Source organism: Bradyrhizobium sp. AT1, from assembly GCF_001590795.1.
Taxonomy (GTDB): Bacteria; Pseudomonadota; Alphaproteobacteria; order Rhizobiales; family Xanthobacteraceae; genus Bradyrhizobium.
The window spans coordinates 4,112,192-4,134,433 of record NZ_JXDL01000001.1; the positions used below are offsets into that span (position 1 = coordinate 4,112,192).

At 64.4% G+C, this 22,242-nt stretch carries 17 protein-coding genes; 6 read left to right on the forward strand and 11 right to left on the reverse strand.

Annotated elements, in window-relative coordinates:
* The first annotated feature begins 33 nt into the window (after positions 1-33).
* Together SE92_RS19195 and iaaH are read left to right on the forward strand one after the other, a co-directional pair.
* A complete protein-coding gene (locus SE92_RS19195; RefSeq protein ID WP_063197478.1) occupies positions 34-3,483 on the forward strand; it encodes an indolepyruvate ferredoxin oxidoreductase family protein in 3,450 nt (1,149 codons plus the stop codon).
* A gap of 73 nt (positions 3,484-3,556) precedes the next feature.
* Positions 3,557-4,978: an indoleacetamide hydrolase gene (iaaH, locus tag SE92_RS19200; RefSeq protein WP_063197480.1), complete on the forward strand. Its 1,422-nt coding sequence runs from the start codon at positions 3,557-3,559 to the stop codon at positions 4,976-4,978.
* 30 nt (positions 4,979-5,008) lie between these two features.
* Here the strand turns inward: iaaH and SE92_RS19205 are convergent, their stop codons facing one another.
* Together SE92_RS19205 and SE92_RS19210 are read right to left on the reverse strand one after the other, a co-directional pair.
* On the reverse strand, positions 5,009-6,058 hold the full coding sequence (locus SE92_RS19205) for a DUF3616 domain-containing protein (protein WP_084251851.1): 1,050 nt from the start codon (positions 6,056-6,058) through the stop codon (positions 5,009-5,011).
* Between the two features lie 324 nt (positions 6,059-6,382).
* Positions 6,383-7,291 carry a LysR family transcriptional regulator gene (locus SE92_RS19210; protein ID WP_063197484.1) on the reverse strand — a complete coding sequence of 303 codons (909 nt, stop codon included), beginning with the start codon at positions 7,289-7,291 and terminating at the stop codon, positions 6,383-6,385.
* 212 nt (positions 7,292-7,503) lie between these two features.
* Here SE92_RS19210 and SE92_RS19215 point away from each other — a divergent pair, with 212 nt between their 5' ends.
* The 3 genes from SE92_RS19215 to SE92_RS19225 are packed head-to-tail and all read left to right on the forward strand — an operon-like array spanning position 7,504 to position 10,786.
* Positions 7,504-8,679 (forward strand): HlyD family secretion protein, encoded by a 1,176-nt coding sequence (locus SE92_RS19215; protein ID WP_063197486.1) that lies wholly within the window; start codon positions 7,504-7,506, stop codon positions 8,677-8,679.
* A gap of 4 nt (positions 8,680-8,683) precedes the next feature.
* Entirely contained in the window at positions 8,684-10,294 is a 1,611-nt protein-coding gene (locus SE92_RS19220; RefSeq protein WP_063197488.1) for an MDR family MFS transporter, read from the forward strand.
* A gap of 30 nt (positions 10,295-10,324) precedes the next feature.
* Positions 10,325-10,786 (forward strand): carboxymuconolactone decarboxylase family protein, encoded by a 462-nt coding sequence (locus SE92_RS19225; RefSeq protein WP_063197490.1) that lies wholly within the window; start codon positions 10,325-10,327, stop codon positions 10,784-10,786.
* A gap of 113 nt (positions 10,787-10,899) precedes the next feature.
* On the opposite strand, the gene SE92_RS19230 is transcribed toward SE92_RS19225, so the two are convergent.
* From SE92_RS19230 to SE92_RS19255, 6 genes are all read right to left on the reverse strand, one after another.
* Entirely contained in the window at positions 10,900-11,760 is an 861-nt protein-coding gene (locus SE92_RS19230; RefSeq protein WP_063197491.1) for a D-amino-acid transaminase, read from the reverse strand.
* Between the two features lie 188 nt (positions 11,761-11,948).
* Positions 11,949-12,680 (reverse strand): amino acid ABC transporter ATP-binding protein, encoded by a 732-nt coding sequence (locus SE92_RS19235; RefSeq protein ID WP_063197493.1) that lies wholly within the window; start codon positions 12,678-12,680, stop codon positions 11,949-11,951.
* Between the two features lie 12 nt (positions 12,681-12,692).
* Positions 12,693-13,385: an amino acid ABC transporter permease gene (locus SE92_RS19240; RefSeq protein WP_063197495.1), complete on the reverse strand. Its 693-nt coding sequence runs from the start codon at positions 13,383-13,385 to the stop codon at positions 12,693-12,695.
* Positions 13,386-13,388: 3 nt separating this feature from the next.
* Positions 13,389-14,120, reverse strand: a complete 732-nt coding sequence (locus tag SE92_RS19245) for an amino acid ABC transporter permease (RefSeq protein ID WP_063197497.1) — start codon at positions 14,118-14,120, stop codon at positions 13,389-13,391.
* A 130-nt stretch (positions 14,121-14,250) separates the two neighbouring features.
* A complete protein-coding gene (locus tag SE92_RS19250) occupies positions 14,251-15,162 on the reverse strand; it encodes an amino acid ABC transporter substrate-binding protein (RefSeq protein WP_063203631.1) in 912 nt (303 codons plus the stop codon).
* 99 nt (positions 15,163-15,261) lie between these two features.
* Positions 15,262-16,647 (reverse strand): M20 family metallopeptidase, encoded by a 1,386-nt coding sequence (locus SE92_RS19255; protein WP_063197499.1) that lies wholly within the window; start codon positions 16,645-16,647, stop codon positions 15,262-15,264.
* A gap of 277 nt (positions 16,648-16,924) precedes the next feature.
* Here SE92_RS19255 and SE92_RS19260 point away from each other — a divergent pair, with 277 nt between their 5' ends.
* Entirely contained in the window at positions 16,925-18,304 is a 1,380-nt protein-coding gene (locus tag SE92_RS19260; RefSeq protein WP_063197501.1) for an LLM class flavin-dependent oxidoreductase, read from the forward strand.
* Between the two features lie 152 nt (positions 18,305-18,456).
* Here the strand turns inward: SE92_RS19260 and SE92_RS19265 are convergent, their stop codons facing one another.
* The 3 genes from SE92_RS19265 to SE92_RS19275 form a co-directional block, all read right to left on the reverse strand.
* Positions 18,457-20,118 (reverse strand): thiamine pyrophosphate-binding protein, encoded by a 1,662-nt coding sequence (locus tag SE92_RS19265; RefSeq protein ID WP_063197503.1) that lies wholly within the window; start codon positions 20,116-20,118, stop codon positions 18,457-18,459.
* 270 nt (positions 20,119-20,388) lie between these two features.
* On the reverse strand, positions 20,389-20,892 hold the full coding sequence (locus tag SE92_RS19270) for a GFA family protein (protein ID WP_063197505.1): 504 nt from the start codon (positions 20,890-20,892) through the stop codon (positions 20,389-20,391).
* 171 nt (positions 20,893-21,063) lie between these two features.
* Entirely contained in the window at positions 21,064-22,191 is a 1,128-nt protein-coding gene (locus tag SE92_RS19275; RefSeq protein ID WP_063197507.1) for an alkene reductase, read from the reverse strand.
* Positions 22,192-22,242 lie beyond the last annotated feature (51 nt).

Sequence of the window (22,242 nt, forward strand, 5' to 3'; positions counted from 1 at the left end):
CACCATTGGGCAGGATGCCGCGCGAGGTCCGTCATGGACGCCATTCCCTCACTTGATGCTTACGAGCTCTCGGATCGCTACGATCGCGAGGAGGGCCGCGTCTTCCTGACGGGCACGCAGGCCATCGTCCGTATCGCGCTCGATCAGGCGAGGCGCGACCGCGTGAGCGGCCTCAACACCGCCGGTTTCATCTCCGGCTATCGCGGCTCGCCGCTCGGCGGCGTCGATCTCGAGCTCTGGCGTATCCAGGAACGACTGAAGCAAGACCGCATCGAATTCCTCCCCGCCGTCAACGAGGACCTCGCGGCCACCGCGGTGCTGGGCTCGCAACAGGTCGAGACCCAAGGAGATCGCGAGGTCGATGGCGTGTTCGGGCTCTGGTACGGCAAGGGCCCCGGCGTCGATCGCTCCGGCGACGCGCTCAAGCACGGCAACGCCTACGGCTCCTCGCCGCATGGCGGCGTACTGGTGGTGGCCGGCGACGACCATGGCTGCGTCTCCTCCTCGATGCCGCACCAGTCCGACGTCGCCTTCATGAGCTGGTTCATGCCGACGCTGCATCCAGCCAGCGTCAGCGAATATCTCGAGTTCGGCGAATATGGCTATGCGCTGAGCCGCTTCTCCGGCATGTGGGTCGGCTTCAAGGCGATTTCGGAGATCGTCGAGTCCGGCGCCTCCGTCGCGCTCCGCCCGCCGCGAAGCTTCCGCACGCCCGACTTCGCGCCGCCGCCCGGCGGCCTGCACTACCGCTGGCCCGATTTGCCGGGCCCACAGATCGAGGAGCGGCTGGAGGCGAAGAAGCACGCGGTCTACGCCTTCGCCAAGGCCAATCCGATCGATCGCCACATCTACGACATCAAGGATGCGACCTACGGCATCGTCACCACGGGCAAGGCCCATCTCGATCTGATGGAGGCGCTACGGCTGATGGGCCTCGACGAAGCCGCCTGCCGCAGCATCGGCATCGACATCTACAAGGTCGGCATGGTCTGGCCGCTGGCGCTGCACGACGCCATGGCCTTCGTGAAGGGCAAGCGCGAGATTTTGGTGGTCGAGGAGAAGCGCGGCATCATCGAGAGCCAGTTCAAGGAATATTTCTACGATTATCCCGGCAGCAAGCCCGAACGCATGATGGGCAAGCATGACGAAACCGGGGCCAGGCTGATCTCCTGGATCGGGGAACTGTCGCCGCGCGCGCTGGCAGGCGTGCTGGCGCGGCGGCTCGATCCGATGTTCCCCGGCCTCAATCTTGCCGCACGCGCCGCCGCCCTGATGCCGGAGGCGGCACGCAGCATCAACGTCCCGGGTGCAACGCGTACGCCCTATTTCTGCTCGGGCTGCCCGCACAACACGTCGACGAAGGTGCCGGAGGGATCGAAGGCGCTGGCCGGCATCGGCTGTCATTTCATGGCGAGCTGGATGGACCGGGAGACCTCGTCGCTGATCCAGATGGGCGGCGAAGGCGTGAACTGGGCGGCTTCGTCGCGATTCACCGGGCACAAGCACATTTTCCAGAACCTCGGCGAAGGCACCTACTATCATTCCGGCTCGATGGCGATCCGGCAGGCGATCGCCGCCAAGGCCAACATCACTTACAAGATCCTGTTCAACGATGCGGTGGCGATGACGGGCGGTCAGCCGGTCGACGGCCCGGTCAGCGTCCACGCCATCGCGCACAGCGTTCGCGCCGAAGGTGTGGCGCGCATCGCGCTGGTGTCGGATGATCCCGCGCAGTTCGCGCCTGCCGACCTGCCTGATGGCGTCACCATCCATCCGCGCGAGGACATGGATGCCGTGCAGCGCGAGCTGCGCAACATTCCCGGCGTCTCGGTCCTGATCTATCAGCAGACCTGCGCCACGGAGAAGCGGCGCCGGCGCAAGCGCGGACAGATGGCCGATCCCAAGCGATTCGCCATGATCAACGATCTCGTCTGCGAGGGCTGCGGCGACTGCTCGGTGGAATCCAACTGCCTCAGCGTCGAGCCGAAGGAGACGCCGTTCGGCCGCAAGCGCCAGATCAACCTGTCGTCCTGCAACAAGGATTTTTCCTGCCTCAATGGCTTCTGCCCAAGCTTCGTCACCGTCGAGGGCGCGACGCGCCGGAAGAAGAGCGCGAGCGGGATCGACGCGGTCGGCCACGCCGCCACGCTTCCCCTGCCCGCGACCGCAACGCTCGACCGCCCCTACGACCTGCTCGTGACCGGGGTCGGCGGCACCGGCGTGATCACGGTCGGCGCGTTGATCGGCATGGCCGCACATCTCGAACGTCGCGGCGTCTCGGTGCTGGATTTCACCGGCTTTGCACAGAAGTTCGGGCCGGTGCTGAGCTATATCCGGCTCGCACCAAGTCCCGAGGCGCTGCACCAAGTGCGCATCGACCAGGGCGCGGCCGATGCGCTGATCGGTTGCGACCTCGTCGTCAGCTCTTCGCCAAAGGCGTCCGGCACCTATCGCCGCGGCACGCGCGCCGTGGTCAACACCGCGGAGATGCCGACCGGCGACGTCGTCCGCTTCCGCGATGCCGATCTCGCCTCCCCTGCCCGCCTGCGCGCAATCGGCTGGGTCGTCGGTGAAGACAATCTCGGCACGATCAATGCCAACGCGCTGGCCGAACGGCTGCTCGGCGATGCCGTCTATGCCAATATCATCATGCTCGGCTTTGCCTGGCAGAGCGGGCTTGTTCCGATCTCGCTTGCGGCGCTGCTGCGCGCGATCGAGCTCAACGCCGTCGCGGTCGAGCGCAACAAGCAGGCCTTCGCATGGGGCCGGATCGCGGCGTCCGATCCGGACTTCCTGCCGAAGGCGCGCAACGCGCTTGCAACCGAGACGCTCGATGAGATCATCGACCGTCGCGTCGACTTTCTCACTGCCTATCAGGACAGCGCCTATGCGGCACGCTACCGACGGACAATCGCAAGGGTCCGCAGTGCCGAGGCTGCCCTGAACAGCGAGGCTCTGACCGAGGCGGTCGCGCGCGCCCTGTTCAAGCTGATGGCGTACAAGGACGAGTACGAGGTAGCGCGCCTGCACATGCAAAGCGGATTCCTCGACGAGCTGAAACGCGAGTTCGAGGACGGCTTCAAGATCTGGTATCACCTCGCTCCGCCGTTCCTGCCGTCACCGCGCGACGCACGTGGACGCCCGCGCAAGCGCGCGTTCGGTCAATGGATCCAGACCCCTCTCGCCCTGCTGGCGCGCCTGAAGGGGCTGCGCGGAACGCCGTTCGATCCGTTCGGCTACACCCGGGAACGGCGCGTCGAGCGCGAACTGATCGCGTGGTACGAAGGCGTGATCGAGCGGATGCTGGGCGAGCTCGATCCGGCGCGTCTTCCTGATCTCATCGCAATTGCAAAGGCACCGATGGAGATCCGCGGCTACGGTCCGGTCAAGGACAGCGCGGTCGGGACGGTGAAGACAGAGGTCGAGCGGCTGTTCGGTCAGCTCCGCACGCCAACGCCGGCAAAGATGCGCGCCGCCGGTTGACGCCGGGCCGCCGAGGCCTCAGCCTCCAAGCCGGAGGGGCGCGCTGATGGCCCCGTCAATCGGGTGATGCATCATGGATTTCGACCAGTTGACCCTGAGCCAGGCCGCCGCGGACCTTCAGGCAGGGACAGTCACGAGCACCGCGCTGACGACGCAGGCGCTCGCCCGCGCCAAGGCCAACGCCGATCTCAATGCCTTCGTCACGCTGGACGAGGCCGGCGCCCTGAAGGCCGCCGCGGCATTCGACGCCACAAGCGACAAGGACAAGCCGCTCGGCGGGGTGCCCATCGTGATCAAGGACAACATCGAGGTCGCGGGACTGCCTTGCAGCGCTGGCACGCCCGCGCTCAAGGACTACGTTCCAAAAGCCGATGCCCCGGTCGTGGCAAGGCTGCGCGCCGCGGGCGCTATCATCATCGGCAAGACCAGCATGCACGAGCTGGCCTTCGGCATCTCCGGCTACAACACGGCGTTCAAGACCGGCGCCGAGTTCGGCGTGCGCAACGCCTATGACCGCGCCCTGATCGCGGGCGGCTCCTCGTCGGGCACGGGCTCTGCGATCGGCGCACGCATCGTCGCGGGCGGGCTCGGCACCGATACCGGCGGATCGGTCCGGGTGCCGGGCGCGCTGAACGGATGCGCTTCGCTGCGCCCGACCGTCGGGCGCTATCCGCAAGAGGGCATCGCGCCGATTTCGCACACCCGCGACACCGCGGGCCCGATGGCTGCGACCATGGCCGATGTCGCATTGCTCGATCGCGTGATCGCGGGTGGCGACGCGATCGCGCCGGCCGATTTGAGCCAGGTCCGCGTCGGTATCGCCAGATCGATGCTGGTCAACCTCGATGCGGATACCGAAGCTGCGTTCCAAGGCGCCGTCGCGAAAGTCAGGGCCCAAGGCGTCACGGTGGTCGAGATCGAGATGCCGCAACTGGCCGAACTCAACGGCCAGGTCAGTTTTCCGGTCGCGCTGTACGAGGCGTATGACGATCTGGTCGCCTATCTCAAGCACACCGGCACGGGTCTCACCATCGAGGCAGTCGCGGCGCAGATCGCCAGCGCCGATGTGAAGGGCACCTATGACGGCCTGGTCATCCCGCGCAAACTGCCGGCCCCTGACGGCACGCTTGTCGATGCCAAGCCGGTCTACGACGCCGCGATCAAGACCGCGCGACCTGCGTTGCAGGCACTCTACGCCAAGACCTTTGCCGACAACCGGCTCGACGCCATTGCGTTTCCGACCACGCCGCGCGTGGCGATTGCCTCCAATCCCGACTCCAGCAGCCTCGAGAACTTTGGGCTCTTCATCCAGAACACCGATCCCGGCAGCAATGCCGGTATTCCCGGGATCCAGATCCCGATCGCGCTCGGCGCCAGCAGCCGATTGCCGATCGGGCTTGAACTCGACGGCCCCGCCGGCAGCGACCGCCACCTGCTCGCGATCGGCATGGCGCTCGACGGTGTGTTCGGTCGGCTACCGCCGCCGACCTCTTAGGGAATGGTACGAGGCGCGGGCTCCAAACGCCTAGCCGGCGTGACAGGATGACGATCGCGGCCCCGACTCCGATATTTCGATCGGGGTGGGCCGACCTTTCTTGTCGCCGTCGAACACGATCAGGACACGCAGTCCGGTTGACGTCTTGTCCAGCGGCAGCAGCCCCTCCGGCTTTCGCTTGGCATCAAACGGCAAATCCTTCAACAGCTCGACAGATTCTGATGCGCCGTCCCAGGCGTAGACGGCATAGGACCCGGGTCCGTCCGCAACCGGACCTGCCAGGACGAGAATGCGATCCCCAAATGGCGCGAGATCGCGCACGCCACGGCCTTGGCCAAGCGACAGCCGGTACAGGCGGTGGTCCAAGCTCTTTCCATTGCCGAACAGCGAAGTCACCTCGACCGCTAGAACGACGGCACATTTGCCGTTCAGCACGGGGCCCCGGAATCCCGCGAGCAGCGTCCGGTCGTCCTTGATCGCCACGCCTTCGATGGTCAGGCCGTTATTCTCGAGCCGCCGATCCATGAAGTCGCGAAGCACGGGTTCGGCCGCGATGACCTCTCGCAGCTGCGCCGTACGCTCGAAGCCCGACGCATCGCCATCTGCACCCGTGGTGCGAAACCGGACGATCTGGCTGCTTGCGGCGATCTTCGCCCGAATCTTGGCGGCGTGCTTCTTGGGATTAAGCTTGTGGTCCTTGTCCCTGGGATGGCCGTGGGAGCCGATGACGTAATAGTACCCTTTGGAGAAGGCGACGCCCTCGCCATCGAGCTCGAGTGCCTTGTCCTTGAAGGTGTTGTCGATCAATTTGACCGAGCTGCCGGCAACGAGCTTGCCGTCGGTCAGTTTGATGAATTGGGCGTCCTGGAGATTGTCGTCGATGACGAGGCATGACCGGGGAAACCCATCTGTGGTCGTGCAGGCGATGCCACTGACATCCTTGGACTTGCCGCCGTCTTCGCCGATCAGCCTTTTCTTGACCGGCCACGCATCGTCGGCTGCGGCGACAGAAGGCTGCATGCCCGCCGCCATGACGCCAAGCAGCAAGATCGCAATCCATCCCGTTCTGGCAGGGGTCATCGAAGCCTTCCTTCAGCGCTTGCCGGTTCAGATACGGCCAAGCCGCCCAGCTTCACCGCAAGATGTCGCTCGCCCGTCCCCTGCGAAGCTCTGCATGCCATCGGATACCGATCGGCTTGCCGCCTGCCGATGTGCCAAACAAAGTAAGAGTTGGAGAAGCAGAAGCCGAAAGCCGGCCTGAACGAAACGTCACATCGCAAAACAGGATCGGGCCGAGCCAATTCGGTCCAGAGTAAATCACTCATATCTGAGGTTGTATTGTTCCAGATATCGCGGCGATGTCAACTCGCTTTGCGAGCGACATGGCGTCGCCGGCGAGAGGCTTCATGAATACGGATTGATGAGCTTCTGCTGCTCGGCACTGTGGTGCACGAGCATGTCGATGAAGGTCCGGACCTTCGCCGACAGATGATGCCGGTGCGGATAGACCGCGTTCATGGACAGCTCCACCGTACGGTATTCCGGCAGGAGGCGCACGAGGCGGCCAGCTTCGAGGTCGTCCTGAATGAGAAATCCGGCCATCAGGCAGACGGCGGCGCCCTCCAGCGCGACCTTCCGCAGCGCTTCCCCGCTGTTGGTGACGAAGCTGCCGGAGATGCGCACGGAAGCCGGCACGCCCTTGCGGTCGAGGAAACGCCATTCATCGCCAAACGGGTAATTGAGATGACGACCGCAATTATGCGCGGCGAGCTCGTCGAGCTTCTGCACCCGGCCATGCGTCTCGATGTAATCGTGGGAGCAGCACAGCACGTGCCGCCAGGTGGCGAGACTGCGCACGATCAGGCTCGAATCCGGCGGCGGGGTCATGCGCAAGGCAACATCGTAGCCTTCCTCGATGAGATCGACATCCGCCTCACCCATGCGCAGATCGATCTTGAGTTCCGGATAGGCCAGGAGCTTTGCGACGACCGGAGCCACGAACGGCACCATATGGGTAGCGACGTGAATGCGCAGCGTGCCGCGCGGCACCGACTGCAATTCGCCCGCGATATCGTCGGCCTGCTCGATGTCGGCGAGGATTTGGACGCAGCGGTCGTAATAGGCCTTGCCGATCTCCGTCAGATTGACCTTGCGTGTGGTGCGGTGAAGCAGCCTCACGCCGAGCCGGTCCTCCAGCGCCTGCACGTGGTTGCTCACCATGGTGGTCGACATGTTGAGCTTGCGGGCGGCTGCGGAGAACCCGCCAGTCTCTACCACCCGGCTGAAGACTTCGAGGCTGGTCAATCGGTCCATGGCTTCCCTTGCGCTGGGATGTACGCCTCAGCAGCAATCGCGCGTCAGAGACGGCAATTGCGCTGGCGCAGTCGCGAGCCTGACTCGGTAGACATCACGAACCAGGCGCCCGCTCAGATTATCCACTCTCAAGGGATAATCCTTCCGGAATTTAGCCAATTATCTCGCGAGGCGGCAAGACCGATACTCTCAGCGAGCGAGAGGAGACCGTAATGTCTGAGATGCCCCGCACCGAGACCTTCCAGCAAGGCACTGAAATCACGCGAGATTACGCCAAAGCGGCTGTTCCGGCCCGGAACCGCACCCGGCGCGTGGCGCTAGTGCTCGCGCTGCTCGCGGGCACGGTAGCCATTGTCTATTACGGGCACGACTATTGGACCAACGGCCGCTACCTCGAGACAACCGACGATGCCTATGTGAAGGCCGACTCCACGATCATCGCGCCGAAGGTCTCCGGCTATATCGCGAAGGTGCTGGTCGGCGACAACGAGAAGGTCAGAGCGGGCCAGCTCCTCGCAAAAATCGACGACCGCGACTTCAAGGCGGCGCTCGACCAGGCGAGAGCCGACGTCGCCGCCGCCGAAGCCTCGGTGCGCAACATCGATGCCCAGCTCGAACTGCAGCAGCCGATCATCGAGCAAGGCACGGCCGACGTCGCTGCCGCGGACGCCAATCTGAAATTCGCGCAGGAAGAGCGCGCACGCTCCGACGAGCTGATGAAGTCGGGCTCCGGCACGATCCAGCGCGCGCAGCAGACCGACGCGGCGCTGCGCGCCAGCAGCGCGCAATTGCAGCACGCGAAATTCGGCCTGCTGGCCGCGCAGCGCAAGATCGACGTGCTCACCACCCAGCGCGCCCAGGCCACGGCCCAGCTCGAACGGACCCGCGCGGTAGCGCAGCAGGCGGCGCTGAACCTGTCCTATACCGAGATCACCGCACCGGTCGAAGGCACGGTCGGTGCCCGGAGCTTGCGGGTCGGCCAGTACGTGCAAGCCGGCACACAATTGATGGCAGTCGTGCCGCTCGATGCGGTTTATGTCGTTGCGAACTTCAAGGAAACCCAGCTCACGCATGTGCGGCCGGGACAGCCGGTCGAGCTGCAGGTCGACAGCTTCCGTAGCAAGACCCTGCGCGGCCATGTCGACAGTCTGTCGCCGGCGAGCGGGCTCGAATTCGCGCTGCTGCCGCCGGACAACGCCACCGGCAATTTCACCAAGATCGTGCAGCGCGTTCCCGTGAAGATCGTGCTCGACGACCGCAGCCTCACCGGGCTGCTGCGCCCCGGCATGTCCGCGGTGCCGACCGTCGACACCAAGCAGGCGGTGCTGGCCGAGCGCGAAACGGCCAAGCACTTTGCCGACACCACCTCTCGCGCGAATGGCGGCTGAACCCATGAGCACGCTGCAACCGACCGTCAACGCCGCCAGGGAGCTGTCTGCCTCCGCTGCACCCGCCGCACCGGCGGTGTCCGCAAAGACCTGGATCGCGGTCATCGGCGCCACGCTCGGCGCCTTCATGGCGGTGCTGAACATCCAGATCGTCAACGCTTCGCTCGCCGACATCCAGGGCGCGATCGGCGCCGGCATCGACGACGGCGGCTGGATCTCGACCTCCTATCTGGTCGCCGAGATCGTGGTGATCCCGCTCTCCGGCTGGCTGGCGCAGGTGTTCTCGATCCGCATCTATCTCCTCACCAACGCGATCCTGTTTCTGGTTCTTTCAGCGGCCTGCGCCCTCGCTCAGGATCTATCGCAGATGATCGTGCTGCGCGCCGTGCAAGGTTTTACCGGTGGCGTGCTGATCCCGATGGCGTTCACGCTGATCATCACGCTTCTACCGCGCACCAAGCAGCCGGTGGGCCTGGCATTGTTCGCACTGTCGGCGACGTTCGCGCCCGCGATCGGCCCGACCATCGGCGGCTATCTCACCGAGAATTTCGGCTGGGAGTACATCTTCTACGTCAACCTCGTTCCCGGCGCGATCATGGTTGGCATGCTCTGGTACGCGCTCGACGCCAAGCCGATGAAGCTGTCGCTCCTGCGCGAGGGCGACTGGGCCGGCATCGTCACCATGGCGATCGGGCTGTCGGCGCTGCAGACCGTTCTGGAGGAAGGCAACAAGGACGACTGGTTCGGCTCGCCCTTCATCGTCAAACTCTCCGTGATCGCGGCCATCGCACTGACCGCCTTCCTGATCATCGAGCTGACGGTGAGGAAGCCGCTGCTCAATCTGCGCCTGCTGGTCCGCCGCAATTTCGGCTTCGGCATGCTCGCGAACTTCCTGCTCGGCATCGCGCTGTACGGCTCCGTGTTCATCCTGCCGCAATATCTGGCACGCATCCAGGGCTACAATGCCGAGCAGATCGGCATGGTGCTGGCCTGGACCGGATTGCCGCAACTGGTGCTGATCCCGCTGGTGCCGCGGCTGATGCAGAAACTCGATGCGCGGATCATCATCGGCGTCGGCTTCGTGCTGTTCGCGGCCTCGAACTTCATGAACATCTATATGACCAACGATTATGCAGCCGACCAGCTGCTGTGGCCCAACGTCGTCCGCGCGATCGGCCAGGCGCTGGTGATGGCGCCGCTGTCGGCGGTCGCAACCGCGGGCATAGAGCCGGAGAACGCGGGCTCAGCCTCCGGCCTGTTCAACATGATGCGCAATCTCGGCGGCGCTGTCGGCATCGCAATGCTTCAGACGGTACTGACAAAGCGCGAGCAGTATCACTCCAACGTGATGATGCAGTCGGTCTCGGTGTTCGAGCAGGCTACCCGCACGCGGCTTGAGCAATTGACGCAGTATTTCGTCAATCACGGCATCCTCGACCGCGCAGACGCAGCGCGTCGTGCCTATGTCGCGATCGGCCATACCGTGCAGAAGCAGGCCTATATCTTCGCTTTCAGCGACACCTTTTACCTGCTCGGCATGGCCCTGATCGTGGCGTTGGTGGCCGTGTTCCTTTTGAAGAAGCCGGGCCAGACCTCGACCGGCGGCGCCCACTGACATCAACCGTAGGAAGCAAGGAGAACGACCATGAAGCCCCGCATGAATTTCTACCAGGCCGCCCCTGATACGATGAAGGCATTGATGGCGCTGGAGGAGCAGATCCAGTCGACAGGGCTCGAGAAATCGCTGATCGAGCTGGTCAAGATCCGGGCCTCGCAGATCAACGGCTGCGCTTTCTGCATCAACATGCACACCGAAGACGCGCGCAAACGCGGCGAGACCGAGCAGCGCATCTATCTGCTGAACGCCTGGCGCGAATCCCCGCTCTATTCCGACCGCGAGCGCGCCGCGCTGGCCTGGACGGAATCGGTGACGTTGATTTCGCAGACGCACGCGCCCGACGATGTCTATGAGCAGGTTCGCGCGCAGTTCTCCGATGCGGAGACGGTGAACCTGACCATGCTGATCGGCGCCATCAACGCCTGGAACAGGATCGCGATCGCGTTCCGCGCGGTGCATCCGGTGAAGGTGAAGGCGTCGGTGGCGTGAGGCGCGACATTGACGCAAATACGGATTTGTCATGCGCGGGCTCGACCCGCGCATCCGTCCAAAAGAACCTCTGACTCTCGATGGATTGCCGGGTCAGGCCCGGCAATGACAAATCAGACCGCCGTCGCCTTGGCGAACTCCACGTAGATCTCGCGCAGGCGCGTTGCCATCGGGCCGGGCTTGCCGTCGCCGACCTTCTTGCCGTCGATGGCGACCACAGGCTGGACGAACAGCGAGGCCGAGGTCGCAAAGGCCTCCTTGGCGGCCAGCGCCTCGGCGACCGTGAAGGAGCGCTCCTCGACGCGGAGTTGGCGCTCTTCGGCGAGCGCCACCACGGCCTTGCGGGTGCAACCCGGCAGGATCGCGTTGGAGTTCTTGCGGGTGACGATGACGTCGTCCTTGGTAAGGATGAACGCCGAGGACGAGCCGCCCTCGGTGACGTATCCGTCCTCCAGCATCCAGGCCTCGCCCGCGCCGGCTTCGGCCGCCGCCTGCTTTGCCAAGACCTGCGCCAGCAGGGCCACGCTCTTGATGTCGCGGCGCTCCCAGCGGATGTCGGGCACCGTGATGACATTGATGCCGGTCTTCGCCGAGGCAGCGTTGATGATGTCCTTTTCAGAGGTGAACATCACCAGGCTCGACTTGACGTCGCTCTTCGGGAAGGCGAAGTCGCGGCCCTTGTCGGCGCCGCGCGTCACCTGGAGATAGACGAGACCGTTCACGACGTTGTTGCGCGCGATCAGCTCCTTCTGCAGCTCGGTGATGCGATCGAGCGTCTCCGGCAGCTTTAGCTTGATCTCGCCGACCGAGCGCTCCAGCCGCGCCAGATGCGAGGCGTTGTCGACCAGCTTGCCGTCCAGCACGGCCGAGACCTCATAGATGCCGTCGGCGAACAGGAAGCCGCGATCGAGGACCGAGATTTTGGCGTCCGAGAGCGGGACGAATGAGCCGTTGACGTAGGCGATCGGGTCCAAGGCAGGTCTCCTGGGGGAAGGGGATTTGGCTCCCGGTATAGGAGATTTGGCGGGCGCGATAAACCCTCGATCGGTCATTCCGGGGCATTCGCGAAGCGAATGAGCCCGGAATCCATTTCGCCCCTTGGATTGCCGCCCGATGGATTCCGGGCCTGCGCCTTCGGCGCATCCCGGAATGACGGCGGTGCTTAGTGCGACAGAATCTTCGACAAGAACTTCTGCGCGCGGTCGCTGCGCGGCTTGCCGAAGAAATCGTCCTTCTGGGCGTCCTCGACGATCTCGCCGCGATCCATGAAGATGACCCGGTTGGCGACCTTGCGGGCGAAGCCCATCTCGTGGGTGACGACCATCATGGTCATGCCTTCGCGGGCAAGATCGACCATGACGTCGAGCACCTCGCTGACCATTTCCGGATCGAGCGCCGAGGTCGGCTCGTCGAACAGCATCACGATCGGATCCATCGCGAGCGCGCGTGCGATGGCGACGCGCTGCTGCTGGCCGCCGGACAGCTGCGCGGGAAATTTCTGCGCCTGCTCCTTGAGGCCGACACGCTCCAGCAGCTGCATGCCCTTGGTCTGCGCCTTGTCGTGCGGGCGGCCCAGCACCTTCTCCTGCGCAAGACAGAGGTTGTCGATGATCTTGAGGTGCGGAAACAGCTCGAAGTGCTGGAACACCATCCCAACGCGCGAGCGCAGCTTGGGCAGATTGGTCTTGGGATCGTGCACCTTGGTGCCGTCGACGGTGATCTCACCGCTCTGGAACGGCTCCAGCGCATTGACGCATTTGATCAACGTCGACTTGCCAGAGCCCGAGGGACCGCAAACCACCACGACCTCGCCCTTGGTCACGCTGGTGGTGCAATCGGTCAACACCTGGAAACTCGGCGTGTACCATTTGTTGACGTGGCTGATTTCGATCATGAGCTTCTAGCCCTAGCGAATGATGGCGATGCGCGCCTGCAGGCGGCGGACGCCGAAGGACGCGATACAGGAAATGGTGAAGTAGACGACCGCTGCGAACAGGTACATTTCGACGAGGCGCCCGTCGCGCTGCGCGACCTTGCTTGCCGCTCCCAGGAAGTCCGTGATCGACAGGACGTAGACCAGCGAGGTGTCCTGGAACAGCACGATGGTCTGCGTGATCAGAACCGGCAGCATGTTGCGGAAGGCCTGCGGCAGCACGATGTAGCGGATGGTCTGGGCGTAGGTCAGTCCCAGTGCGTTGGCCGCGGCCGGCTGTCCGCGCGAGATCGACTGGATGCCGGCGCGCATGATTTCGGAGAAATACGCCGCCTCGAACATGATGAAGGTGATGAGCGAGGATGCGAACGCGCCGACGCTGATGGGGCGCGCGGCGCCGGTCACCCACTGCCCGATATAGGGCACCAGGAAGTAGAACCAGAAGATGACGAGCACCAGCGGCAGCGAGCGCATGAAATCGACATAGAGGCCGGCGATGCGCCCGAGAGTCTTGTAGCCGGACAACCGCATCAGGGCGAGCGTCGTGCCGAAGATGAGGCCGCCGAGGGCCGCGAGGCCCGTCAGCGTCAGTGTGAACGTCATGCCCTCGAAGAACAGGTAAGGCAGCGCGCGGCGGATGACGTCGAAATCGAGATTGGCGAACATCGCTTATTTCCCCGTGATGTAGCCGGGGATCGCGACCCAGCGCTCGAGGAAGCGCATCGCGGTCACGACGACGGCGTTGACGAGGAGATAGAGGATGGTCGCGGCGGTGAAGGCCTCGAACACCTGGAACGAGAATTCCTGCATCGAGCGCGCCTGTCCGGTCAGCTCGAGCAGGCCGATCGTGATCGCGACGGCGGTGTTCTTGATGGTGTTGAGGAACTCGGACGTCAGCGGCGGCAGGATGATGCGGAACGCCATCGGCAGCAACACGTAGCGATAGCCCTGCGCGGTGGTCAGGCCCAGCGCCGTTGCCGCCATCTTCTGTCCGCGCGGCAATGACGAGATGCCGGCCTGCAATTGCACGGCCACGCGCGCCGACATGAAGAAGCCTATGCCGATCGCCGCCGTCCAGAACGGCGCGTTCGGGAGCTGTTTCAGCCAGGTGCCGGCGGCCTTTGGCAACAGTTCCGGCAGCACGAAGTACCACAGGAAGAGCTGCACGAGCAGCGGCATGTTGCGGAAGAATTCGACATAGGCAAAGCCGAACCAGTTCGCTCCCTTCGATGGCAACGTACGCATCACGCCAACGAGCGAGCCGGTGATCAGCGCGATGACCCATGCCAGCGCCGCGGTCTGCAGGGTCAGCGCCAGGCCCGACAACAGCATGTCGAGATAGGTGCCGGTCCCCATCGGGTTCGGCTGGAAAAAGATTCCCCAGTTCCAGTTATAGTTCACGTGTCCCCCGCGCGAACGCGCCAGTCATGGATGACCTTAGAGTAAGGTCTTGGCGCCTATGCAAATGTCCGGCCACCCTGATGTCAAGAGTGGCCGGACATGATCCCGATCGAAAGATCGAGGTTTTATCTTACTTGTAGTCGTCCGGGTTCGGCGAATCCGTCGGCTTGGCGAACTCGTTCTTCAGCTCGGCCGAGATCGGCGTGTTCAGGTTCAGGCCCTTCGGCGGGATCTTCTGCGTGAACCATTTGTCGTAGATCTTCTGGGCTTCGCCGGAGGTGTAGAGCGCCGCGGTCGCCGCATCGACCGCCTTCTTGAAGGCCGCGTCATCCTTGCGCAGCATGATGCCGTAGGGCTCCGGCTTGGAGAATGCGTCCTTGGAGATCTCATAATCGCCCGGCGACTTCGAGCCGGCGACGAGGCTCGCGAGCAGGATGTCGTCCATGACGAAGGCGACCGCGCGGTCGGTCTCGACCATCAGGAACGCTTCGGCGTGGTCCTTGGCCGGGATGATGTTGGCGCCGAGCTTCTTCTCGACGTTGGCCTCAGTGAGCTGCTTGATGTTGGTGGTGCCGGCGGTCGAGACCACCGTCTTGCCCTTGAGGTCGTCGATCGACTTCAGTCCGCTGGACTTCTTGAAGACGTAGCGGCTGGCGGTCAGATAGTGGGTGTTGGTGAAGGCGACCTGCTTCTGGCGCTCGGCGTTGTTGGTGGTCGAACCGCATTCGAGGTCGATGGTGCCGTTGGCCATCAGCGGGATGCGGGTCGCCGAGGTCACCGGGTTGAGCTTGACCTCGAGCTTGTCGAGCTTGAGCTCCTTCTTCACGGCGTCGACGATCTTGTAGCAGATGTCCATCGCGAACCCGACGGGCTTCTGATTGTCGTCGAGATAGGAGAATGGGATCGAAGAGTCGCGGAAGCCGAGCGTGATCGCGCCGGTGTCCTTGATGTTCTTCAGCGTGCCGGTCAGCTCCTGGGCCCCGGCCTGGCTGACGGCGAAGGTCGCGGCGAGCGCGAGCCCAATGCTACGGAAGTGTTTCACTTTTTTGTCCCCTTTCAGGATGATGCGGGCGGGATGCAAGCACAAAACGGCTTGGATTAGAATGTGACTTTTGGCTGGATCGCGGCTCAGGTTAACGGCTCAGGCGAGGGGTTTCGGCAGCTGGCCCAGATCCCAGAACAGCCCCGCCATCACCGTCAAGGCTTCTTCGGTCAATGGCAGCAGGATGTGCTCATTGGGCGCATGCTGGGAGCAGCCGGGATAGGAGTGCGGGACCCAGATCGTCGGCAGGCCCAGGATCTCGGAAAACACGTCGTTGGGCAGCGAGCCACCGAAATTCGGGAGCACCGCCGGCGCCTTGCCGGTAGTTTCCTGCACCGAATCCGCCGCCCATTTGATCCAGGGGCTGTCGAAGTCTGTGCGCGATGCAGCAAAGCTCTGGGCCGCGCGCACCTCGATCATCGGAAACCCCTTGTCGACCAGATGCGCGCGGATCGCGTCGATCAACCCATCAACCTTGGTGCCGACCACAAAACGCAATTGCAGCACGGCATTGGCATGGCCCGGAATGGCGTTGGCGGGCTTCTCGATATTGCCCGACGACATCGCCAGCACTTCCAGCGTATTCCAGGCATAGAGCCGTTCAGCCGCTGAAAGCCCCTCCTCGCCCCAGTTCTCGGCCAGTGCGGGCTCGTCCGCACCCGGCACCACCTGCACGTCGGCGAGATAGGAGCGGATCTGGTTGGTGAGGCGCGGCGGCTTCAGGGCCTCGAGCTGGAGGCGGCCGTGACCGTCAACCAGCGTCGAGATCGCGTTGACCAGGATGGTCGCGGGGTTGGCCAGCACGCCGCCCCAATTGCCGGAATGGTTGCCGCCGTCGCGCAGATTCACGTCGAGATGGATGCGGATGCCGCCGCGGCATCCCAGGAACAGCGTCGGGCGGTCGGCGGACAGCCGCGGACCATCGGAAGCCATGAACAGATCGGCCTTGAGCGCGTCGCGATTGAGGTCGCAGACCTTGCCGAGATCCGGCGAGCCGATCTCCTCGCCCATCTCGACGATGAACTTGGCGTTGAAGCCGAGCTTGCCGCCGCGGGCGTCGCGCACCGCGCGAAGCGCGGCCATGTTGATGCTGTGCTGGCCCTTGTTGTCGGCGGTGCCGCGGCCATAGAGCCGCGTGCCCGCGACCGTGGTGCGCCAGGGATCGCGCCCGTCGCGCCACTCGCCCTCCATGCCGTCGACAACGTCGCCATGGCCGTAGATCAGCACGGTCGGCGCTGAGGCGCTTTCGTGATGCTCGGCGAACAGGAACGGCGCCTTGCCGCTGGGGGACTCGACGATGCGGCTGGTGAAATCGAGCGCGGCGAACGCCGGCTGCATCTCCTGCTCCAGATAGGCGCGCAGCTCGGCGCCGCGGGACGGGTTCTGGCTTTCGGTCTTGAAGGCGACGCGGCGGTCGAGCTCGGCGAGAAACGCGCCGGACTTGAAATCCTCACGGGCGCGGGCGATGGCGTCGGCTCTGGTCATGACTTGCTTTTCGAGACGTTGAGGCGAAGGACCTTACCCGATACGGGCTGGCCTTCGAAAGTGGCGGGGACTTGGATAGTTCTTGCAGTTTGCTTGTACTTCTCTTGGGATTTCGTCCTTGCATCCTTGAGGTTGGCTTGCCAAGCACAGCTGCGACGCTGATTTTGGCCTTGCCAAGCGCAAGCCATATGCAAGAACTTCGCCAAGTTCGGGCACCAAGTTCGGGCGCACGTCTACCATTCGAAGAGCGCTCGGTACAGAGCGCCGGGGAACCAGCATGGCCAAAGAGATCAGGCTCAACGCCTTCGCGATGAATTGCGTCGCGCACCAGTCGCCGGGCCTGTGGACCCATCCGCGCGACCGCACCGCCGAGTATAACCGCCTGCCCTATTGGATCGATCTCGCCAAGACGCTGGAGCGGGGCCGTTTCGACGGACTGTTCCTGGCCGACGTGCTCGGGGTCTACGACGTCTATGGCAACAGCCCTGACGCGGCCTTACGCAACGCGGCACAGACACCGTCGAACGAGCCGCTGCTGCTGCTCTCGGCGATGGCCGCCGTCACGCAAAATCTCGGCTTCGGCGTCACCAGCAATCTGTCGTTCGAGCCGCCCTACCCGTTCGCGCGGCGGATGTCGACGCTCGATCACCTCACCGAGGGGCGGATCGGCTGGAACGTCGTCACCGGCTATCTCGACAGCGCCGCGCGCGGCGCCGGCAAGGACAAGCAGATCGGGCACGACGACCGCTACGACATCGCCGACGAATATATGGACGTCGTCTACAAGCTCTGGGAAGGAAGCTGGGAGGACGACGCGGTGCTGCGCGACCGCAAGCGCGGCATCTTCACCGATCCCAGCAAGGTTCACCGCATCAATCATGAGAGCGCGAACTACCGCATCAACAACACCATCCATCTCAGCGAGCCGTCGCCCCAGCGCACGCCGGTGCTGTACCAGGCCGGCACCTCGCCGCGTGGCCGGCAGTTCGCGGCCAGGCATGCCGAATGCGTGTTCATGTCGGGCCCCTCGGCCAAGATCATTGCGCCGCGCGTGGCGGCGATCCGCGAGGAAGCCGCCAGGATCGGCCGCAACCCGGCGGAGATCCTGATGTTCAACATGATGACGATCATCCTCGGGCATACCGAGGCCGAAGCGGCTGCGAAATACGCCGACTACCGCGCGCACATCAATCCGGAAGGCGCGCTGGCGCTGATGTCGGGATGGACCGGCATCGACTTCTCCGGCTACGAGCTCGACCAGCAAGTGCGACACGTCCAGAACGACGCCGGCCGCAGCGCGCTCGACAACGTCACCCGCGGCGATCCCGATCGCGTCTGGACCGTGCGCAACGTCATCGAGCATGTCGGCATCGGCGGCGCGGGCCCTGTCGTGGTCGGCACGCCCGAAAGCGTCGCCGACAAGATCGAGGACTGGTTCGAGAAGACCGACGTCGACGGCCTCAACGTGGCCTTTGCGATCTCGCCTGGCGATTTCGAGGATATCGCAGATATGTTGGTGCCGGAGTTGACCAAGCGCGGGCGGTACAAGCCGGAATACGCCAAGGGCACGCTGCGCGAAAAACTGTTCGGCACCGGACGTGCACGGCTCGACGCGCCGCATCCTGCGGCGGGGTATCGGGTGGGGAAGAAGGGGTAGCTTGCCACGTACTCCGGTGTCGTCCCCGCGAACGCGGGGACCCATAACCCCAGGGAGTAGTTTGACGACGGCTCGGAGTTCGGTACTCCCACCACCGTCATCGATGGATTACGCGGTATGGGTCCCCGCGTTCGCGGGGACGACAGTGCGCCCTACACTTTCCCATCCACCATCACCTCGATCAGCTTGGTGCCGGGCCGATTGAACGCCGACGCCAGCGTCGCCTTCAATTCCCTGGGGTCGCTGATCTTGATCGCTTCACATCCCAGCGCTTTCGCAACGCCCGCGAAATCGACGGGCGGATCGACGAAATCCATGCCGACGTAATTGTCGTCGCCGTGGAAGGCGAGCAGGCGCTGCTTGATGATGCGATAGCCGCCGTTGTTGGCGATGACGACGTTGAGCGGAAGCTTGTGATGCGCCGCGGTCCACAGCGACTGGATCGAATACATCGCGCTGCCGTCGCCGGAGAAGCACACCACGGGGCGATCCGGGTTGGCGATGCTGGCGCCGACGGAGGCCGGCAGGCCCCAGCCGATGCCGCCGGAAGCAAGGCCGTGATAGCCGTAGCGGTCGCGGTGCGGCCGCAGCGCGGTAACTTGCCGGCTGGAGGTGAGGCCTTCGTCGACCAGGATGGCATTCCCCGGCATGGCCTCGACCATTTGCAGCACGAGGAAGTCCGGATCGATGGGGCTGCGGCCCGCATTCTTGCCTATCTGCTCGACCAGCGCGGCACGGCGGGCGGTCCAGTTCTTCGGCGCAAGCTCGGCAAGGCGCTGCTTGGCACGGCTCGCGAGTGCCGCACCGCCCATCTCCTTCAGCACCGGGATCAGCGCGCGCAGCGTTTCCTTCAAATCCGCCTTCAGGGCGATCTCGGCGCCGTAATTCTTGGCGATCTCCCAATCGACGAGGCCGATCTGCACGATGCCGAGGCCATCAGGCAATGCATCGACCTCGCTATAGACCGACATCCGCAAGGGGTCGCCGCCGAGCGCGATCAGGAGATCGTGGGGCGCAAGCGTATCGCGCGCGACCTTCTGCACGCGCGCGAGCGTGCCGGCGAAGCTCGGGCTCTCCGAGAGGAAGTGCGAGCCATAGGGCGTCGAGGATTGGTAGGCGGCGGCGCCAAGCAGCTCGGCCAGCTCCGCGGCTTCCTTCAGCGCGTCGCTCTTCACCACCTCGTCCATGGTGACGATGACGGGGCGCTCCGCCTTGAGCAGGCGCGCGGCAAACGCCTTCAACGCCTCGTCCGACGGCTTGACGCGTGCATCGATGCGGGTGGAGCGGCCGAGATCGATGCCGGCTTCGGCGTTGAGAATATCGCCAGGCAGCGAAATGAACACCGGCCCGGTCGGCGGCGTCATCGCCACCTTGGCGGCGCGGCGGACGATACGCGGCAGATCCTCCAGCCGCGTCACCTCGACCGCCCATTTCACCAGCGGCTCGGCCATCCGCACCAGCGGACCATACAGCACCGGCTCCATCAGGCCATGGCCCTGCTCCTGTTGGCCGGCGGTCAGGATCATCGGCGTGCCCGTGAACTGCGCGTTGTAGAGCGAGCCCATGGCGTTGCCGAGACCGGGGGCGACGTGGACATTGCAGGCGACAAGCTTGCCGGAGGCGCGGCTGTAGCCGTCGGCGATCGCGACCACCAGGCTCTCCTGCATCGCCATCACATAGGTGAGATCAGGATGGTCCTTCAGCGCATGCATGATCGGCAGCTCGGTGGTGCCGGGGTTGCCGAACAGATGCGTGATGCCCTCGTCCTTGAGCAGCGCGAGAAAGGCGGAGCGGCCGGTGATCTTGTTCTTCATGTTTCCTCCAGGGAGCGGACGTTGCCGCAAGGACGGAAGGCATGATGGCCGAATTTTTGCGAGGCGCGCAAGGAAGCGCGCTCATGGCTGCGTTGCGTGGGGCCCAAATCGATTTCAGCTCTCGTGTCCCGGACGCGGCGCAGCACGCAGTGATGCGACGCAGAGCCGGGACCCAGATTGGCGCCGAGTTTGCTGACACATGGGTCCCGGCACTGCGCAGCAGCGTTTCACGCTGCAGCGCGTCCGGGACACGAGAACGAGCGAATAGAGCTACCTCTCATCCCGCCCCAATTCGAACGGATCCTCGCCGCCCGCGCGCTTCTTCTTTTTCGAGCGTTGCCAGACCACGCCCGGAAAACCCTTCAACGGCACCAGGGGCTCGCCGGTATAGGCCCATTCCTGCAGCTCCTCGATCCCTATGTGATAGAGCGGCTGGCGGCCGGTGCGTTCCCGAAATAGAGCGCGCGGGATATTGACCATGTGGGGGCCGCGGGGGCGTTCATAGGCGATCGGCGTGCCGCACTGCGAGCAGAAGCTGCGGGTGGTCTTGGTGGACTTGTCCTCGTAGCGGGTGAGCGAGGTCTTGCCGGACGTAATGCGAAAGCGTTTCTTCCAGCTTCCGACATAAGTGGCGTAGGCGGCACCATGAGCACGGCGGCTGGCGGCCGAATGATCGTGCCAGGCCCAGCGCGCGGGAACGTCGATCTCGAAGGTGACCTTGCCGCAAAGGCACTGGCCGGTGGCGATCCCTGCGGCGGCTGCGGCTTTGGCCATGGACGTCTCTCCGTCGTCATGTACGCGATATGCGCTTGTCATTCCAGGGCGCGACGAAGTCGCGAGCTATGGTGCGCAATTGCGCACCTGAGAATCCCTCGAACAGCAAGCCAGTACGTGAGATGGATTCCGGGCTCGACGCTTCGCGTCGCCCCGGAATGACGGAGGGACCTACGCCGGCGTCAGCTCGTCATAAATCGGATAGTCCGTATACCCCTTCTCCTCGCCGCCATAGAACGTCGCGCGATTGTACGGCGTGATCGGGTAGCCGTGCTGCAGGCGGCGCGGCAGGTCGGGGTTGGAGATGAAGATGCGGCCGAAGGCGATGATGTCGGCGTGGCCGTCGGCGATCGCCGCGTTCGCGGTCTCACCGGTGAAGCCGCCGGCGGTCATCAGCACGCCGCTGTAGTGCGGACGGAACAGCACCATCGCCGAGGGCACGTTCTCCCAATGGACATCGGCACGGCCGGCGCCGCTGGAGCGCGGCTCGATGAAATGCAGATAGGCGAGACCGAGCTTGTCGAGCGCCTTCACGACATAGGTATAGAGCGGCATCGGGTCGGCCTCGCCGGAATCATTGGCGATGCCGTGGGGCGACAGCCGCACCGCGACGCGGTTGGCGCCCCAGACGTCGATCGCGGCCTGCGTGACCTCGAGCAGCAGCCGCGCACGATTCTCGATCGAACCGCCATATTGATCGCTGCGCTGGTTGCTGCGCGATTGCAGAAACTGCTCGAGCAGATAGCCGTTGGCGCCGTGGATCTCGACGCCATCGAAGCCGGCGGCGAGCGCGTTCTTCGCGCCTTGCCTGAAGGCCTCGACGATGCCCTTGACCTCCGCGGTCTCCAGCGCGCGCGGCGTCTCATAATCGGAGATCTTGCCGTCGGCCGTCATCGCCTTCATGCCCTCCGCCTTGATCGGGATCGCCGAGGCTGAAACCGGCAACTCGCCGCCATGGAAGGAGGAGTGCGAGACGCGGCCGACATGCCAGAGCTGGAGGAAGATGATGCCGCCCTTGGCATGCACGGCGTCCGTCACCTTGCGCCAGCCGGCGATCTGCGCCTCCGAATAGATGCCCGGCGTCGCCGGATTGCCGCGGCCATGCGAGACCACGGGCGAGGCTTCGGCGATGAGCAGACCGCCCTTGGTCGCACGCTGGCCGTAATATTCGGCGTTGAGCGGCCGCGGCGCAAAGCTCTCGCGTTCGGCGCGCATGCGCGTCAGCGGCGCCAACGCGACACGATGCGCGAGCCTGTACGGACCGACCTGCAACGGTTTGAACAACGCCTCGAATTTCATGTGATCCCCGGATGATCGATGAGAGGACGGGGATCATATGAGAAAGGGTGG